Annotated in this window: 13 protein-coding genes; 3 read left to right on the forward strand and 10 right to left on the reverse strand. The window is 38.0% G+C overall.

The genetic code is table 11. The annotated features are described in order from the left end of the window. Positions 1–68: 68 nt before the first annotated feature. Positions 69–968 carry an endonuclease/exonuclease/phosphatase family protein gene (locus ABN080_RS04560; RefSeq protein WP_072068282.1) on the reverse strand — a complete coding sequence of 300 codons (900 nt, stop codon included), beginning with the start codon at positions 966–968 and terminating at the stop codon, positions 69–71. Between the two features lie 674 nt (positions 969–1,642). On the opposite strand from ABN080_RS04560, the gene ABN080_RS04565 reads away from it, so the two are divergent. Together ABN080_RS04565 and ABN080_RS04570 are read left to right on the forward strand one after the other, a co-directional pair. Continuing rightward, entirely contained in the window at positions 1,643–2,395 is a 753-nt protein-coding gene (locus tag ABN080_RS04565) for a T6SS immunity protein Tli3 family protein (RefSeq protein WP_349440480.1), read from the forward strand. Continuing rightward, positions 2,392–4,590 carry a T6SS effector phospholipase Tle3 domain-containing protein gene (locus ABN080_RS04570; RefSeq protein WP_349440482.1) on the forward strand — a complete coding sequence of 733 codons (2,199 nt, stop codon included), beginning with the start codon at positions 2,392–2,394 and terminating at the stop codon, positions 4,588–4,590. The genes ABN080_RS04565 and ABN080_RS04570 overlap by 4 nt, the downstream gene beginning before the upstream one ends. Positions 4,591–4,684: 94 nt before the next feature. On the opposite strand, the gene oppF is transcribed toward ABN080_RS04570, so the two are convergent. From oppF to nirB, 9 genes are all read right to left on the reverse strand, one after another. Then, positions 4,685–5,692 (reverse strand): murein tripeptide/oligopeptide ABC transporter ATP binding protein OppF, encoded by a 1,008-nt coding sequence (gene oppF / locus ABN080_RS04575; RefSeq protein WP_072068286.1) that lies wholly within the window; start codon positions 5,690–5,692, stop codon positions 4,685–4,687. Next, on the reverse strand, positions 5,689–6,675 hold the full coding sequence (locus ABN080_RS04580) for an ABC transporter ATP-binding protein (RefSeq protein ID WP_072068287.1): 987 nt from the start codon (positions 6,673–6,675) through the stop codon (positions 5,689–5,691). Before ABN080_RS04580 ends, oppF begins: the two co-directional genes overlap by 4 nt. A gap of 10 nt (positions 6,676–6,685) precedes the next feature. After that, a complete protein-coding gene (gene oppC / locus ABN080_RS04585) occupies positions 6,686–7,594 on the reverse strand; it encodes an oligopeptide ABC transporter permease OppC (RefSeq protein WP_072068288.1) in 909 nt (302 codons plus the stop codon). 18 nt (positions 7,595–7,612) lie between these two features. Continuing rightward, entirely contained in the window at positions 7,613–8,533 is a 921-nt protein-coding gene (oppB, locus tag ABN080_RS04590) for an oligopeptide ABC transporter permease OppB (RefSeq protein ID WP_023581988.1), read from the reverse strand. Between the two features lie 77 nt (positions 8,534–8,610). Next, positions 8,611–10,248 (reverse strand): oligopeptide ABC transporter substrate-binding protein OppA, encoded by a 1,638-nt coding sequence (gene oppA, locus ABN080_RS04595; protein WP_115349871.1) that lies wholly within the window; start codon positions 10,246–10,248, stop codon positions 8,611–8,613. A 270-nt stretch (positions 10,249–10,518) separates the two neighbouring features. Next, positions 10,519–12,156, reverse strand: a complete 1,638-nt coding sequence (locus tag ABN080_RS04600) for an ABC transporter substrate-binding protein (protein ID WP_197269110.1) — start codon at positions 12,154–12,156, stop codon at positions 10,519–10,521. Positions 12,157–12,809: 653 nt separating this feature from the next. Continuing rightward, a complete protein-coding gene (cysG, locus tag ABN080_RS04605) occupies positions 12,810–14,192 on the reverse strand; it encodes a siroheme synthase CysG (protein WP_349440483.1) in 1,383 nt (460 codons plus the stop codon). Between the two features lie 14 nt (positions 14,193–14,206). Continuing rightward, positions 14,207–14,551: a nitrite reductase small subunit NirD gene (gene nirD / locus ABN080_RS04610; protein WP_349439083.1), complete on the reverse strand. Its 345-nt coding sequence runs from the start codon at positions 14,549–14,551 to the stop codon at positions 14,207–14,209. Continuing rightward, positions 14,548–17,094 (reverse strand): nitrite reductase large subunit NirB, encoded by a 2,547-nt coding sequence (nirB, locus tag ABN080_RS04615; RefSeq protein WP_349440484.1) that lies wholly within the window; start codon positions 17,092–17,094, stop codon positions 14,548–14,550. The genes nirD and nirB overlap by 4 nt, the downstream gene beginning before the upstream one ends. Before the next feature lie 328 nt (positions 17,095–17,422). Here nirB and ABN080_RS04620 point away from each other — a divergent pair, with 328 nt between their 5' ends. Beyond that, positions 17,423–18,988 (forward strand): ABC transporter substrate-binding protein, encoded by a 1,566-nt coding sequence (locus tag ABN080_RS04620; protein WP_349440485.1) that lies wholly within the window; start codon positions 17,423–17,425, stop codon positions 18,986–18,988. Positions 18,989–18,996 lie beyond the last annotated feature (8 nt).

Genomic DNA, 18,996 nt, shown 5'->3' on the forward strand with positions numbered 1-18,996 from the left:
TTTAACGCTTAATTAGCCGTTGATGAAAATAATGCCCTTGAAAATACTATCAAGGGCATTTTTATTTATTACTGTTCTTGTAACTCTAGTTCTGCAATAACAGGAAGATGATCACTTGCGTCTGACCATTTAAATGTTGCTGAATCTTGTGGGATGTCCATATTTTTGATATCCCACACTTGACCTTTAAACGTAAATATATGGTCAATATCTATAGCTGGATTAATTGCAGGCCATGTACGTTTATCACTATTTGGCTTTTCAACAGGGTTCCAAAAATAGTTAATTTCTTGGATGGGTTGTTCATTAGCGGTAGAGTTAAAATCACCCGCTAATATTTTTATTGATGTTGAAATATTATCAAAGCCTGTCTCAGTATCACCAATTGCAGCATCTAAAATATGTCTTACTTGACCGATACGAATCGTGGGATCTTTTTGCCAATCAAGGTGTGTTCCCATAATAATAATCGGTGAATCAAACCCTGGTTTCGTAATTTGTGATAATAAAACAATGCGTTGTTCTGCATCACCGGAAGGCAGATTAACGACTTGTGATTTATCAATTTTATATTTAGATAGAATACCGACACCATATTGTCCACCATCAAAATCAAGTGCTTTGCCAAAAGCAAACTGTAGATTATTAGCTTTTGCTAACTCTTCAAGCTGGTTAATATTTTTACTACGTGCCGTTTTATTATCAACTTCCGTCACTACTATGACATCAGCATCGATATTTTTGATTGCTTGGTTAAGCTTGTCAAAATTGGTGACATCTGCTGAAACTTCATTTTTGCCGATATTATAGGTAGCAACTTTCAGTGTTGGTTTATTATTTTGATACACCTTATTGGGTGTTCCCCCTGATTGTACAGCAAGGATTTCTGAGCCTGTGGTATTTGCCACTGCCATTGATGACAGTAATACACCTGTGCTGACTAAAATAGATATTACACTTTTTTTCATCATTTCCCCGAAAAATAAACAGAATGCCAATAGATGTTCAATAATAAACTATCACATTGAAAATATGACACAGTGATACAAACCACAAAGTTATTTCGAGATGCAAAAAATCGACCAATGTAACTAAATCAAAAGCCTTTAGAGCTAAAAGCTGGATTTAGTCTGATAATAAGACTATGAAATAGTATAAGTTTTATTTATTTTTAGTTTTCAACTAATATTCCATTACGTTATCAATAGTTAATATAATTTAAAATAAAAACACCTGTGCATTCGCTATTTTTATTATTTTAATTAAACCTATTAAATGTTAATAAGATCAATTTAATTACGTATGACTACTAAAGTAAGAATTTGTTTTTGCGAATTCCGTCTTAATAATAAAGTCAACACATTGATAATTAGCATCTTGCTTGCTATAACTAAAATTATCGAATAAAAATATAACTTCCACTTCAAAAAAATAATAAATTAGCTTTATTACTTTAATAATTAATAAATTATATTTTTTATCATTTATAAAACATGGTTATAACCGCCAAGGACAGCAATATTATTGAATTAGCATGATGTTATAAATCACAATTTTTTATAGATACCGTGATTAATTTTACAGTCATAAAACATCGGCAGATGCACATATAAACAAATCAGCATCACTAAAAGGACACCCCATGTTATTACATCAACTGAAACTTCCCTTACTGTTTATTTTGAGTGCCACGCTATTAACCGGTTGCTTATCATTAAAAGAAAAAGCCGCTATCAAAGCGGAACAAGATAGAGTCGAGCAACAACGTTTAATAGCCGAAGAGATTAAAAGTTATGGCCCTCCCACTGTCATTTATCGTATTGATGACCACCGCTTTTTTACCTTAGAGAAATATAATGAAAGGCGAGAAGGGATCACCTATTACAACAATACAAAAAATAATATCCATCAAGAAATATTATATGGATCAGCTTGCTTATACCAAGGTCGTCTAATCTGGGCAACTGAGCGCGATGATGCCTTAGTATTCCCTGCAGTACTGAGCCGAAAAACAGATCAATGTGCAGGCACTAAATGGGGTTGTGTTAACGCTATTCTTGTCACCCTTGATGGTGGAAAAAACTTTAGGCCCACAAATGGGGGGTTTGGCATTCACACTGACCACCCTGGTTACTACTCTTCTTTTTTCGATATCATCGTCACTGATGAGGGATTTTATTTAGGTAAAACAACCGTCAGTCGGCGGAAAACTAACGATGAATTAGCTGACCCTTGGTGGCGTGTCATTTATTTTGATCCCACCGATTCAAATTATGTTCATAGTAGTTGGGGAGAAGAAAAAGACCCATCTAAAAACTTAATAACCCCCTCAGGGCAAACCCGTTTTGATTGTAGCGCCCCTTCTATTTACCCTATTTCACAGGCAGAAAAATGATGAGTAACAACAATCCAACCCGTTGGCTAAAACCTAAAGAATGCCTTGATGGCAGTCAAGAATGGCGTTCTATCACTCATGCTGCCAATATTGGGGCAGAAATCCATGCTAAACCTCATTTACCCGGAATTATTATTTTTGTTCATGGGGTTAATTCAGAAGGGGAATGGTATGACGATGCTGAACGAGAACTTTGTGCAGGGCTGAATGAGCGGTTAAATTTAGCTAATACAGATTATCAATTAAAACAAAATGAATACTTTGAACCCAAATTTATTTTAGATGAAAAAAATTATGATAATAGCCATTATATTTATGAAGAACCCATTCGAACCCTGAAAAAGTTAGGTAATTCCCCTGTGATCCGTTTTTACTGGGGATATCGTGCAACTGATGACGATTTAGGCCAATATTGTATTCCATTAAAAAATAGAGCCGGAGAAAGCTATCATCGCTTAGTCAGTGAGATATTAGAGCCCGAATACAGTCATAAAGATGAAAGATATTGGACCCTTGAAGATATAAAAAAATACAATACTGTACAAGAATACCATTCCTTGCCTTACCGTAAAAAACGCCTCTTTATTAATGAAAAAATTAAACATAAAGGTCCTTTTTTCTGGGGCGGTGGGCCGTTTCAAAATGGATGCAATAATTTAGTCAGTTTATGGAGTAAGAGTGGCTTTAGCAATCTCGCGATGTTATGGACCGTGATCCCAACGCCAATCCCTTTTAATGTACAAGCCTTTAACCCTGAAACAGATCGGTTATTAACAAAATCACCTCCCCGCCATTATTATGCTCATGCTGTAAAACGGTTAGCCAATTTAGTCGGGAAAATACGTAAAGATTATCCTTATGATACCGTTACCGTCATTTCACACAGCCAAGGTACCATGATAGCGTTAGCCGCAGCAGCAATTGAACCCCCTGATAGTTTGTTTGTTTTAAATTCTCCTTATGCCACAGAAGATAATTTCTTAAATAGTTACTCGTATGTTTACAATGAAAATATTAATCAAGCACATAGAGAAGCCACACTTAAAGAAATTATTGATAAAATTGCAAAAAATAAAAATCGATTGAAAGAAGCCCCTTGCGGATATTCAGGTCTAATTGTTGGGCAGAGTGAAGATAAAAAAAGTTGGACTCCTGATGTCGTCATATATAAAGGGAATAAACTTGATATTAGCAATAAAAGAAATATTGAAAAAAATAAGGAAAAATTAGCTAAAGGTGAAATGATTAAGGAAAGAGATAATCATGGGCGATTTTATATTTATTGTAATCCACACGATCGCGTAATGGGCTCATCGCCTTTACAAAGTATTGGTTGGTGCCCACTTCCTAATATTACTCAAAAGGGACAAACTTCTCACCATCCACTATTTAGCCTTAAACATCCGCCCTATATCAGAATGTTAGCACGTAATACGCCTTGTGGTGAAAAACCTAACCCAAACACAGTATTTACCGATGCAAATGGACGATTTAGTGACGGTAATATTTTCTGGGACAGTAATACCAAAACATTAGAAGGCTTCGCATGGCCAGCTCCTTCCGCTAATATGTCATTAAATATTAATGCCCCAGAAGTGCCCCACCCTATTACACCAACCGAATTAGCAACATTTGATGAAGATTTTGCCGTAATAGAAAAAAAAGCGGAGAAACCAGCCCCTGAAATTAATATTAATGCTGATAATCAGAAAAAAGAGATACCTTTAGGTCAAGGTTATGGACAATTAATATATAACCCCAAAAATAGAAGATATGAACCCAAAGATGCCGAATACTATTTCTATAAAGATCTCTATTCTTATCAACATCGTATTTGGGTAGAACTCACCCCAGAAGAGCGAAAAATACTCCAGAATAACCCACTGTTAGATCCTCAAGATAAAAATACAACCTCAAAATATGAAACCTTAGAAGAGATGAGAACACGTATTCGCGAATATAATCAACGCCCTACTGACCATGGTACATTACCAAGAAATTCACTGTTTCTTCGTCGTGTAGTCACTTATGATTTACCTATTGGTTATTGTGAAATAGGTAGAAACCCAGAAAGAATGGATGAGTTAAGAAAATATGCGGATTGGCTAAGTGGCTTAGATATCTATATGGAAAAAGGCGAATTAGATTTACCAAAGATGCCCGATATTATCGAAGATCCGTTAAAGAGAAAATAATAATTAATGTCCAATATTCTGCATGTTAAAAATAAGAAGCCCGCTTGAATTTATTCAAGCGGGCTTCTTCTCTTATCAACACTATTTAGTTACATTAAAGCGGATCTACTTTTAAGCAAGAGACGGCATGGCGGAAACTTCCCTCTAATAAAGGGCGTGTTTTGGCACATTCTTCATCCGCCATTGGGCAACGTGTACGGAATATACAACCTGATGGTGGATTAATCGGTGAAGGTAACTCGCCTTCCAATAAATCAATGTGCTTATTACGCTCTTTATCGGGATCAGGAATAGGCACTGCTGACATCAACGCTTTGGTATAAGGGTGTAATGGGTGATGATAAACTTCATCATAGGTGCCTAATTCTACCGCATGCCCTAAATACATCACCAAGACACGATCAGAAATATGTTTTACCACAGCCAGATCGTGGGCAATAAAGATCAACGATAACCCCATCTCTTTTTGAATATCTTTCAGCAAGTTAACCACTTGAGCCTGAATTGATACGTCTAATGCAGAAACGGGCTCATCACAAATCACCAATTTAGGCTCTAGAATTAATGCGCGAGCAATACCGATACGTTGACACTGTCCTCCTGAAAATTCGTGAGGATAACGGTTAATTAAGTTTGGCAATAATCCGACTCGCATCATCATTGCTTTCACTTTTTCAACCACTTGCGCCTGTTTCATTTTAGGGTGATAGGTTTTTAAGGGTTCAGCAATAATGTCGCCAATCGTCATTCTTGGGTTTAAGGAAGCCAGTGGATCTTGGAAAATCATTTGAATATCTTGGCGAATATCGCGCCATTGTTTATTACCCATTCCCAATAAATCATTGCCTAACCAAGTGACTGTACCCCCAGAGGCTTTGACTAACCCAATAATGGCACGCGCAAATGTCGATTTACCACAACCAGATTCACCAACAACCCCTAATGTTTCACCTTCATATAAACGCAATGTGACACCATCAACGGCTTTGAGGCTTTTTTTCGCTTTCCAAAACCACTGTTTATTATCTTGAACATCGAAATAAACTTTTAAGTCATTCACTTCTAGAATAACTTTTCTATCTTGTAATGTGGCCTGCGTCATACCAATTCCTCCACCGCTTTAAAACAGGCTCGTAATCGCCCTTGTGCAAATTGCGCTAATTCAGGCTCATGCGACAAACATTGCTCTGTTGCATACTGACAGCGTGGTTGGAATGGACAACCTTTTGGTAAACGCAATAAGTTAGGAGGATTACCCGGAATAGTCGCTAGTCGCTCATCTTCACCGTCTAAACGCGGAACGGCTTGTAGCAACCCGATAGAATAAGGGTGTGAGGGTTGATAAAAAATATCACGCGCATTCCCATATTCCATAGTGCGCCCTGCATACATTACCAATACTTTATCGCAAATCCCCGCAACAACCCCTAAGTCATGGGTGATCATAATAATTGCGGTGTTTAAATCATTTTTAAGCTCATTTAGCAGTGTCATGATTTGTGCTTGAACCGTCACATCAAGTGCCGTTGTCGGCTCATCAGCAATTAACAGTTTAGGCTTACACAGTAATGCCATTGCAATCATGACACGTTGACGCATCCCGCCTGAAAATTCATGAGGGTACATACTCATTCGTTTATGTGCTTCCGGCATTTTTACGGCATCTAACATACGAACTGATTCCGCATAAGCATCATTTTTACTCATGCCTTTATGCAGCATCAAGACTTCAATAAGCTGTGCGCCGACTTTCATATAAGGATTTAATGAAGTCATTGGATCTTGGAATATCATGGATATTTCTTCAGCGCGCATTTTATTTAATTCGCTTTGACGAAGATTTAAGATCTCACGGCCATTAAAATTGGCACTACCCGCTGTACGACCATTTTTCGCTAATAATCCCATCAAAGCAAAAGCTGTTTGCGATTTACCAGAACCCGATTCACCAACAATGCCTAAGGTTTCACCTGCTGATAATTCAAAATTCAGCTTATTCACTGCCGTAACGTCACCATCTGCGGTACCAAAAGTGACACTGAGATCTTTAACACTTAATAACGACTTATTTGTTGTATTTGTCATTTTGTTCTCCTTAACGATCTTTCGGATCTAATGCGTCACGTAAGCCATCACCGATAAAGTTAAAGCAAAACAGTGTGACAACTAAGAACGAAGCCGGGAAAAGAATCAACCAAGGAGAAACTTCCATTGAGTTTGCACCATCACTTAATAGTGCACCCCAACTGCTTAATGGCTCTTGTGTTCCTAAACCTAAGAAACTTAAAAAGGATTCGAATAAAATCATGCTAGGCACTAATAACGAAGCGTAAACAACCACTACACCTAATACGTTAGGAACAATATGTCTTAGCACGATATTGCGTGATGAAACACCACATACCAGCGCAGCTTCAATAAATTCTTTACGTTTTAGACTTAAAGTTTGTCCCCTTACGATACGTGCCATATCAAGCCAAGACACCATGCCGATAGCAACAAAAATCAGTAGGATATTTTGACCAAAAAATGTCACCAATAAGATAACAAAGAACATAAATGGGAATGAGTTTAATATTTCGAGTAAGCGCATCATTATTGAGTCAACACGCCCACCAATATAACCCGCCATTGCGCCATAAAGTGTGCCAACAATGACCGCAACAAAGGCTGCCGCAATACCTACCATTAATGAGATACGACCACCAATCGCAACCCGTACTAATAAGTCACGGCCTGATGAGTCAGTACCAAAATAGTGAGAAGAGGCAAAGTCAGGTGCCATTGACATCATTTCCCAATCAGTATCATCATAAAGAAATGGTGATAACATGGGGGCAAAAATAACAAATAATATAATAAAGAAAAGCAATACAAGGCTCGTGATCGCAGCTTTATTGTGCATAAAACGACGACGAGCATCTTGCCATAAACTACGACCTTCAATATCTAGCTGCTCCGAGAAATTCCCCAGAGCTTCGCTGTTTTCCTTCAGTGATAACATAACGCGCTCCAGTATCTATTAATAACGAATTTTCGGATCAATAACGGCATATAAAATATCGACAATGGCATTAAAGAAAATCGTTAATGCACCGACGATAATGGTTAAACTTAATACCAATGAGTAATCTCGGTTTAAAGCACCATTAACGAAAAGTTGTCCGATACCCGGCAATCCAAAGATAGTTTCAATAACCATTGAGCCCGTAATAATACCGACAAATGCAGGCCCCATATAAGAAATAACAGGTAGCAACGCGGGTTTTAAAGCATGACGCAGTACAATTCTTTTCATCGGCAAGCCTTTCGCTTTGGCCGTTCTGATAAAGTTTGAGTGTAATACTTCGATCATTGAGCTACGGGTAATACGCGAGATGCTAGCAATATAAGAAAGCGATAATGCAATCATTGGTAACAACATATATTGCACTGCGCCACCATTCCAACCTCCTGCTGGTAACCACCTTAAGGTAATAGCAAAAATAAGCACTAGCAGTGGTGCGACAACAAAACTCGGTATTACAACCCCCGTCATGGCAAAAGTCATGACGGTATAATCCCATTTGGTGTTCTGATTCAGTGCCGCGATCACGCCTGCCCCCACACCTAAAATTACGGCAAAAATAAATGCCGACAGCCCTAATTTAGCTGAAACAGGGAATGCTTTACCGACTAAGGTGTTTACACTGTAGTCTTTATATTTAAAAGAAGGCCCTAAATCCCCTTTCGATAGCTGAATTAAATAATCGAAATATTGCTTATAAATGGGATCATTTAAATGGTATTTCGCTTCAATATTTGCCATTACCTCAGGCGGGAGTTTTCTTTCACCCGTAAAAGGACTACCCGGCGCTAAGCGCATCATAAAAAACGAAATCGTTATTAGAATAAATAGAGTCGGTATCGCTTCCAAAAAGCGACGAAAAATAAATTTGAGCATTGCCCGTTCCTATAACACAAACCTATTCAGGCGTGACGATAAAAAGACCTTGCCTTAAAAAGCAAGGTCTCGCCCGATTACTTAGCAATAATGTACAAGTCTTTAGTATGTAAATTATCTAATGGATCTTTACCTGAATAACCCCCGACATAAGGTTTCACTAAGCGGGTGTTTACATAGTAGTAAAGTGGAACAATAGCCGAATCTTTATCTAATACACCTTCAGCTTTTTGATAAATAGCGGCACGTTCATCATCAGATTTCACACGTAAAGACTCTTTGATCAATGCGTCAAATTCTGTGTTTTTATAGTGAACAGTGTTATTACTGCTGTAAGACAGCATCATGTTTAGGAATGAAGAAGGTTCATTATAATCTGCACACCAACCGGCACGAGCAACATCATAAGTTCCTTGGTGACGAGTATCTAAGAAAGTTTTCCACTCTTGGTTTTCAAGAGAAACATCGGCACCTAAGTTTTTCTTCCAAATTGAAGAAGCGGCGATCGCAACTTTTTTATGTAAGTCGGATGTATTGTACAGAAGCTTAAATTTCAGTGGATTTGCTTTGTTATAGCCAGCCTCTTCTAATAATTGGCGTGCTTTTTCATTGCGTTGTTCTTGTGTCCAAGTCGCAAACCATTCTGGTTTGTTCTCTTTAATGCCATCAGTAAATGGAGGGGTAAAGCCATAAGCTGGGATATCGCCTTGGTTTTTCACTTTATAAGTGATGATATCTCTATCCATTGACAGTTTCAGTGCTTCACGGACACGAGGATCGTTAAACGGAGCTTTCTCATTATTAATTTCATAATAATAAGTACATAAATATGGGCTTATACGCAATTCATCCGGGATCTCTTTTTTCAGTTTTTGGAAAAGTTCGATGGGTAAATTGCTATATGTCATGTCGATTTCGCCCGCACGATAGCGGTTTACATCGGTGACTTCTGATGAGATAGGTAAGAATGTGACTTTATCAATAACGGTATTTTTATTATCCCAATAGGTTGGGCTACGCTCTAAAACAATGCGTTCGTTGACTGTCCAGTCTTTTAAATTATAAGCGCCGTTACCGACGAAATTAGCAGGTTGAGTCCATTTTTCGCCAAATTTTTCTATCACTTTTTGGTTAACTGGCGACATGGAGGAGTGAGCTAATAATTTTGGTAAATAAGGCACTGCTTCTGATAATGTCACTTCTAATGTGTTGTTATCTAATGCCTTAACTCCTAATTCAGTGGCTTTTTTCTTACCTGCAATAATATCGTCGATATTGACGATATGCGCATATTGTAGATAACTTTCATAAGGAGATGCCGTATTAGGATCTGCTAAACGTTGCCAGCTATAAACAAAATCCTGTGCTGTAACAGGTTCGCCATTTGACCATTTAGCGCCTTCACGAATTTTGAATGTCCAAACGGTGAAGTCTTTATTTTCCCAGCTAGTTGCTGAGCCGGGTAGAATTTCACCATCTGGGCCAACAATAGTAACGCCTTCGAAGAGATCACGTGCTAATGCAGATTCAGGCACACCTTCGATTTTATGAGGATCAAGTGATTGTGGTTCAGAGCCATTATTACGAACAAGCACTTGTTTTTCAGCTAATTTTACCCCGTCTGGAACAACCGCAGCGTTAGCTGTTAGTGCTGACAATCCAAAGATTGCGCTTATTGCAATCGCCAACGCACTCTTTTTAGTTAAATTACTCATCTTATAAAATACTCCCAGTTAGTGAGTTGGTTGTTAGACAACCATTCTGTGATGTTCAGTTGTGTTTTAGAACGGTTTACACAACTTATTGTTTTTACAAAAAATAAATCAAACTTACTTAATTGCCATCAGTGCTTAATTGCCTGATAACATTATAATTTTTTTATGCCGTTATCTTTTTTGTGTAGCTTTTTTATTTTTACTACGGTTAAAGTCACTTTTAACCATTTAAATCGTACATAACTATAGAATACCGATAATTTACCAGTTTTAGTTATCTACCTTTATAAAATAGCGCTTTAAGTCCGTATAATCAAAGGGGTCTTTACCAGTAAATCCACCTACTTTTGGACTCACTAATCTAACACTGACACGATAATAAACAGGTACTATCGCAGAATCCTTATCTAGCAAGGCTTCAGCGCGTTGATAGAGTTGATGACGTGCACCATTATCGAGTGCAAGTAGTGCATTATTTAATGTGTCGTCATAGGCTTTATTTTCATAAAAGATCGTATTTAGGCTACTTTTAGAAAGAAATGAGTTTAAAAATGAAGTCGGTTCATTGTAATCTGCACACCATGTTGCTCTAGCAACTTGGTAATTGCCCTGATTACGATTTTCTAGCGCTGTTTTCCATTCTTGATTTTGTAACGTGACATTGGCGCCAATACTTTTTTTCCACATTGATGCAGCTGCAATAGCTTGTTGTTTATTTTGATCTGAAGTGTTGTAAAGCAATGTGAAAGTCAGCGGATTTTTACTGTCAAATCCAGCCTCTTTTAATAACTCACGCGCCCTTTCATTACGTTGTTGTTGTGTCCAATATGCCCATTTAGGTGGCTTAAAATTACCATTACCAATAAAAGATGGTGTAAAAGAGTAAGCAGGGATTTGGCCTTGTCCCATTATTTTTTCAGCAATCACTTGCCTATCAAGTGTCAATTTCACAGCTTCCCGAACTCGGGCGTCATCAAAAGGCGCTTTTTTATTATTGAGTTCATAATAAAAGGTACATAGATAAGGTGTAACGTGTAAATTATCAGGCTGTTCTTGCTTCATTTTTTTATAAAGAACTGGAGGAATAGCGCTGTTGGTAATATCAATTTCACCACTACGATAACGGTTAATATCACTGGTTTCTGAACTAATTGGTAAAAACGTGGCTTGCTCAATAATGGTATTTTTATTATCCCAATAAAGTGGGTTTCGCGTTAAAGTTACCTTTTCATTCACAATCCAATTATCAATGATATAAGCCCCATTACCGACAAAGTTTTCTGGGCGAGTCCAATTAACACCGTATTTTTCAACAATCTCTTTTTTAACAGGCTTTAATGATGTATGACTGACCATATCAACCAAATAAGGAATTGGTTTGGTTAAATTGACTTGCAAAGTGTAGGGATCTATCGCTTTCACACCCAATGTTTCGGGGGATTTTTTACCACTAAGAATATCTGCAACATTTTCAACATAAGCATATTCGAGATAACTGGCATAAGGTGAACCAGTTTTAGGATCTACCAATCGACGCCAACTATAAACAAAATCTTCGGCTGTTACTGGCGTCCCATCACTCCATTTGGCATCTTCTCTCAAATAGAATGTCCACACCTTGTTATCATCAGTTTCCCAGCGCAACGCAACGCCTGGCATGCTATCGCCATTAGGCCCCACATAAGTCAGACCTTCTAATAAATTCAAAATAATATTACCTTCAGGCGCGCCTTCTACTTTATGGGGATCAAGTGACGAAACCTCAGTGCCATTATTAATAACAATATGTTGTTGTTTTGCCAGAATAGTGCCTTCAGGGGGAGTCACAGCATGAGAAAAAAAGGAGGTTAAGGCAAGTGAAATAATACCGACTGGAAACATCATCGTTAACACAGCTTTATTTTTCATGGGTACCTCTCCTAATAAACAGTAATTTATAGCGGGGTCGCTCAATTAACGATTTGCATCGCTGTTAAATTTTGATTGTAATAATGACTATTCTTAAACATTTTAAGATCTAGACAAGATAGAAAGTGATAACAACACGCTTCTTTTTTACACTTATCGTAAATTTTGTCAATTAATGCGATATTCTTATCACTTAACTTTATTTAGCCCTCAAAGGTTCTATCTTAGAAAAATAAAAAACAAATATCACAAGAGGTAAAACAACAAATAAACATTTAATTAACATCACGCAAGTTTTATAGATAGAAAACCTACGTAGCTCACAGAATTAATATAATCAGGAAGGTTTTTATCCAACTTACAGAACTTTATGGTGCGTTATAAGTAAAGAGTTTCTGTTTGAAATTAATTAAAAATAGCAATAAATTGAGCTTTAGATTGAATAATAATTCCAACCTAAAAATTACCGTAGATTATTAAACATTCACTTTTATTATTTATTTTTAATTTTTAATCTAATTGTTTAATTGAAATGAAATGAAAAAATATTTTCATATATATTTCTATGCATTAGATAAAAAACCTCTTTAATATACATATTGAATATTAAAGAGGTTTTTTTATTTTATAACGTCAACTTCAATTTTTTTCAGCTATTTAGCCGATTTTGATTGAAACCATTGTAGCTTATCATTCAACTTGACAACTTCTCCCACAATAATCAGCGCTGGACTTTCTATTGTTTCTGCCATCTGTGCTAGTTGATGTAATTGCCCAGTAATCACTTTTTGTGCTGTTAATGTTCCTTTTTCGATAATAGCAACAGGCATCGTCGCACACATGTTTTGACTGAGTAACATTTGCTGAATGTAATGGGCTTTAGTCAATCCCATATAAAAAACCAATGTTTGATTCTCTTGCGCAATACATTGCCACTGGGCTTCATTTAACCCTTTTCCATGTCCTGTAATAAAACGAACGCTTTGCGCATAATCTCGATGCGTTAAAGGAATACCCGCGTAAGTTGTACAGCCTGATGCTGCCGTAATACCAGGGATCACTGAAAATGGAATACGATGTTCAATCAAAGCTTCTAACTCTTCACTACCTCGACCAAAAATAAAAGGATCGCCTCCTTTTAATCTCACCACTCGTTTTCCCGCAGTGGCTTCTTTGATTAAAATTTGATTAATTTCGTCTTGAGGAACACAGTGAAAACCCGCTTGCTTACCAACATAAATGCGCTGCGCATCTCTACGAACAAGAGCCATAACCTCATCAGACACGAGTCTATCGTAAACCACTACATCTGCTTGCTGACACTGCTGTAAACCTTTAATGGTCATTAACCCAGCATCACCCGGCCCTGCGCCAACTAAAACAACACTGCCTTGAGGTTGCTGATTTTCAGATAACAGTGCGCTAATGCGTCGCTCAATACCATCGTCTCTTTGCGCTTCTATTTCAGCTTGTAATGATTTATCCGCAAAAAATTGCTCCCAAAAATAACGTCTTGCACTCATCGATGAAAAACGCTGTTTTATTTTATCTCGTAATTTTCCGGCAAGTTGTGCTAGCTCACCAAGATAATTAGGGAGGAGTTGTTCAATTTTTTCTCGCAAAATGCGGGCTAATACAGGTGCTTTTCCGCCCGATGAAATCGCCACCACAATGGGGGAACGATCTATGACAGACGGCATAATAAAGCTAGCTTGCTCTGGTGAATCCACCACATTACAAAATATCTGATTCTCTGTTGCTGATTGAAAAACCTGTTGATTCACTTGCTCGCTATCTGTTGCAGCAATAACAAGCCATTTACCAGATAAATGAACCTCATTAAATATTCCTGTAATACAGTTTAGTTTTTGCTCGGTATGCCATTGCATAAACTGCCTTGTAAATGAAGGGGCAATGACAGAAATAATAGCCCCTGCCTCCATAAGCAATCTGGCTTTACGTTCAGCAATCTCACCGCCTCCCACTAATAAACAAGGTTTATCTTTGAGCTGACAGAATATTGGAAAGTAATCCATATTCATTCCCCTATTTATTGAGATGATTTATTACGGCTGCGTACGCTAACAGTATTACCTTCAACCTTGACATCAAAATGTGTGATCGAAAAACGCTCATCTTCAAGGCAAAAACCATCCGTTAAACGAAAATGCTGTTTTTTTAGCGGGCTAACGATATACAACTCATTTTCATGTTCAGCAATTAATCCTCGTGATAGAACACTGGAATGTGCAAAGGGATCGATATTGCTTAATGCATATAAACGTGTATCAGAATAAGGGCGAAAAATGGCAACATGATCTTGCTCCACCAGCGCACAAACACCCGTTCCTGGTGTAATATCATCTAATTGGCAAACCGCTATCCATTGACTCATGATTGCGCCTCCTCAGTGACCAATTTGATATCAATACGTTCATGTAAACGTGCGGGACGGTGTTGGAATCGTTCTTTTACCGTTTGCACTGTCGGATCGGGCATTGGATTATTAATAAAGTGGGCAAAACGTTTTAATGCTTTTGGAGAATCAACCGTTTCTTTCCATTCACAAGCGACTCGTTCTTGTAAGGCTTTCAGTTCTTTTTCTAACTGCGTATTTAAGCCTAGCTTGTCATGAATAATAACATCACGTAAATATTCAATTCCCCCTTCTAAATTATCTAACCATACTGAGGTTCGTTGTAGCTTATCTGCGGTACGGATATAAAACATCATAAAGCGGTCGATATAATGCACTAAGGTTTCTTCATCAAGATCCGAAGCAAAGAGATCCCCATGGCGTGGCTTCATACCACCATTTCCGCCAAAATAGAGGTTCCAGCCTTTGTCGGTGGCAATAATACCGACGTCTTTTCCTTGTGCTTCAGAACATTCTCGGGTGCAACCTGATACACCAAATTTCATCTTATGAGGCGTTCTAATACCTTTATAACGATGCTCTAGCGCAACCCCCAAACCAACACTATCACCAACACCAAAACGGCACCAACTGCTACCTACACACGTTTTTACCATACGCAATGCTTTCGCGTAGGCATGGCCTGTTTCAAAACCTGCTGCAATTAATTTTTCCCAAATAGCAGGCAGATCCTGTTTATGAGCACCGAACATTGCCATTCGTTGTGAGCCAGTAATTTTGGTATACAAATTATATTCTTGAGCGATTTGCCCAATAGCTATAATACCAGCGGGCGTAATTTCACCACCGGGAGAGCGAGGAATAATGGAATAAGTCCCATCTTTTTGCATATTTGCAAGAAAATTATCATTAGTATCTTGTAGAGAAACTAAATCATCACTCAAGATGTACTCATTCCAACATGAGGCAAGCAATGACCCCACTGTAGGTTTACACACTTCACAGCCATAACCTTGACCATGTTTTGCCAGCAGTTCATCAAAACTTTTCAGACCTTCTACACGAATAAGATGATAAAGTTCTTGGCGTGAATAGTGAAAATGCTCACAAAGATGGTGATTAACTTCAATACCTTGTTTGGCTAATTCTGCATTTAAGACTTGAGTCACAAGAGGAATACAACCACCACACCCTGTACCGGCTTTAGTTTCAGCTTTAATGGCAGCAACTGTATGACAACCTCGTTCAATTGCTTGAATAATGTCGCCTTTTGTCACATCAAAACAAGAGCAGATTTGTGCTGTTTCAGGTAAGGAATCAACTCCGATTGCAGGCTTACTTCCTGCATGTGCCGGTAAAATTAAGGAATCTGGGTGCTCTGGTAATTCAATAGTATTGAGTGATAACTGTAGAAGATTGCCATAATCTTCGGTATCTCCCACTAATACAGCCCCTAATAAGTATTTATTATCTTCACTAACTATCAGACGTTTATAAATTTCTTTGCCTTCGTCCAGATAAATATAGCTACGGCACCCTACTTGATGTCCATGAGCATCACCAATACCACCGACATCGACACCGAGAAGCTTTAATTTTGCACTTAAATCAGCCCCTTGAAAGACAGAGTGATGGCCTAATAAATTATCGACGGCAACTTGTGCCATTTTGTAGCCCGGAGCCACTAATCCGAAAGTTTTATTTTGCCAAGATGCACATTCACCAATAGCATAAATATCAGGATCTGTTGTTTGGCAATAATCATTAATAACAATGCCGCCTCTTGGAGCAATATCTAAATTACATTGACGAGCCAGTTTATCTTTTGGGCGAATACCAGTGGAGAACACAATAAAGTCAACTTCAAGAAAACTACCATCTGCAAATTGCAGTGTTTTACGTGCATTTTCACCTGTCGATAATATTTCTTGTGTGTTTTTAGAGGTATGCACTTTCACACCCATACGTTCTATTTTTCGCTTAAGTTGCTCACCACCTAATGTATCAAGTTGTTCTGCCATTAAGGTTGGGGCAAATTCGATAACGTGAGTTTCAATACCTAAACTTTTTAACGCACCTGCGGCTTCTAATCCTAAAAGTCCACCGCCAATTACCGCGCCTTTACGGCTAATACGTGCGCAAGATTCGATGGCATTTAAATCTTCAATAGTACGATAAACAAAGCAATCTGGTGAGTTATTTCCCTTAATAGGGGGAACCCATGGATAAGAGCCTGTTGCCATCACTAACTTATCGTAACTGACACAACGCCCTGTATTGGTGTGTACCACTTTTTCTTCACGATTGATGGTTATCACTCGTTCACCAATTAATACTTCTATTTGGTGTTTCTCATAATATCCTTGCTTAACTAAAGAGAGCTCTTCAGCGGTGTGATGGGAGAAATAAGAGGAGAGATGGACTCTATCATATGCAACGCGAGGTTCTTCACAAAAGACGACAATATTAAATTCTTCATTGCCACCTTTATCAATCAATTCTTCGATATAACGGTGCCCCACCATACCGTTACCGATGATTGCGAGTGTTTTCTTGCTCATTTTTGCCTCAGATTTAAAGATTTCTAAGGCTAAAATACGAAACTACTCATAAGGAATATTGATGGATATCAAATACAGCTTAATCAATTCAGCTACTACAACTTAATAGTCAATCAATTACTACTAAAGGAGTATTTAGTTCTTCTCATCTTGCGGTTAATTATTCTTCTACCATAATTAATCTTAATTGCTTATAACCAAGCGTTATATGTAAGCGTAATTAAAACTTTGCGCATCGGTCACGTTTTGCCTAAGTTAATTTCACAAAGTAATAACTAATAAGTTATTAACATAACGATTTTAGCGACACCGTTTCAGGGAGCGTCTCATGAAAGCAAAATTATTATCATTATTCGTTGTGGGTGCCCTTTCCGTCCCGGCATTTGCAGCAACACCTGCTAATACATTAATTGTGGTTCAAGGGCTTGATGATATTGTCAGTCTTGATCCCGCTGAAAGTAATGAACTGTCTAGTATTCAGACTGTGCCTAGTTTGTATCAGCGTATTGTTCAACCTAATCGCGATAACCCTGAAATTAATGAACCGATTTTAGTTGAAAGTTGGCAAGCCAATCCTGAACAAAAATCTATCGTATTTAAAATTAAACCTGATGCAAAATTTGCATCAGGTAACACTGTTCGCCCTGAAGATATTATCTTCTCTTATCAGCGTGCGATCACCATGAATAAATCACCTGCCTTTATTCTAAATGTCTTAGGTTGGAAAGCAGATAACATTAATTCATTATTGAAAAAAATCAGTGATAATGAATTAGAAGTACGTTGGATAGCCGATGTCAGCCCTGATGTTGTGCTAAATATCCTCTCAACCCCAATTGCTTCTATTATTGATGAAAAGCTGGTTTCTGCTCACGTTAAAAATAATGACTTTGGGAATAGCTGGCTGAAAATGAATTCAGCAGGAAGTGGCGCATACAAAATGCGTGCTTATCAACCTCGCCAAGCGATTGTGTTAGAAGCTAACCCTCTCTCACCAACTGGTGCACCTAAAATAGAGAATATCATTATTAAAAACGTACCTGATCCAGCATCGCGTCGTTTGTTGATTGAAAAAGGTGATGCAGATATTGCTCGAGGGCTAGGTACAGACCAAACAGCAGCACTGTCTGGCAAAGCTGGTATTCAAATTTTAGATATTCCTTCCGCAGAGCAAGTTTATTTGGCTTTTAATACCGCAAGTGGAAACCCTTCGCTTAGTAACCCCGCATTTTGGGAGGCCTCTCGTTATTTAGTTGACTACAAAGGTATTACTGAAGATTTAATGCGTGGGCAGTATTTTATTCACCAAAGCTTTTTGCCTGTGGGTTTACCGGGTGCATTAAAAGATAATCCATTCACCTTTGATCCCGAAAAAGCGAAGGCAATTTTAGCCAAAGCAGGCATTACCAATGCTCGCTTTACATTAGATGTTGAGAATAAAGTCCCTTACATTACGGTGGCACAATCCATTCAGGCAAGCTTTGCTCAAGCAGGTGTACAAGTAGACTTATTACCAGCGGCTGGTAGCCAAGTGTATAGCCGTGTGCGCGCGAAACAACACCAAGCCGCGATTCGTTTTTGGATCCCAGACTATTTTGATGCACATTCTAATGCGAGTGCCTTTGCTTATAACGACGGGCAATCCAATACTGTTGCTTGGTTAAATGGTTGGAAAATCCCTGAACTAAGCCAAAAAACATTAGTGGCGCTGAATGAGGCAGACAAGACAAAGCGTCAATCACTCTATACTGAAATGCAAAAAGAGTTACAACGTAGTTCACCTTATGTCTTTATCGATCAAGGTAAAAACCAAATCGTCATGCGCGATAATGTTAAAGGTTATGCCCAAGGTCTAAATGCAGATATGGTTTATTATGACAAAGTAACTAAGTAACTAAGTAA

It is taken from the genome of Proteus sp. fly-1089 (assembly GCF_040138965.1).
Taxonomy (GTDB): Bacteria; Pseudomonadota; Gammaproteobacteria; order Enterobacterales; family Enterobacteriaceae; genus Proteus; species Proteus vulgaris_B.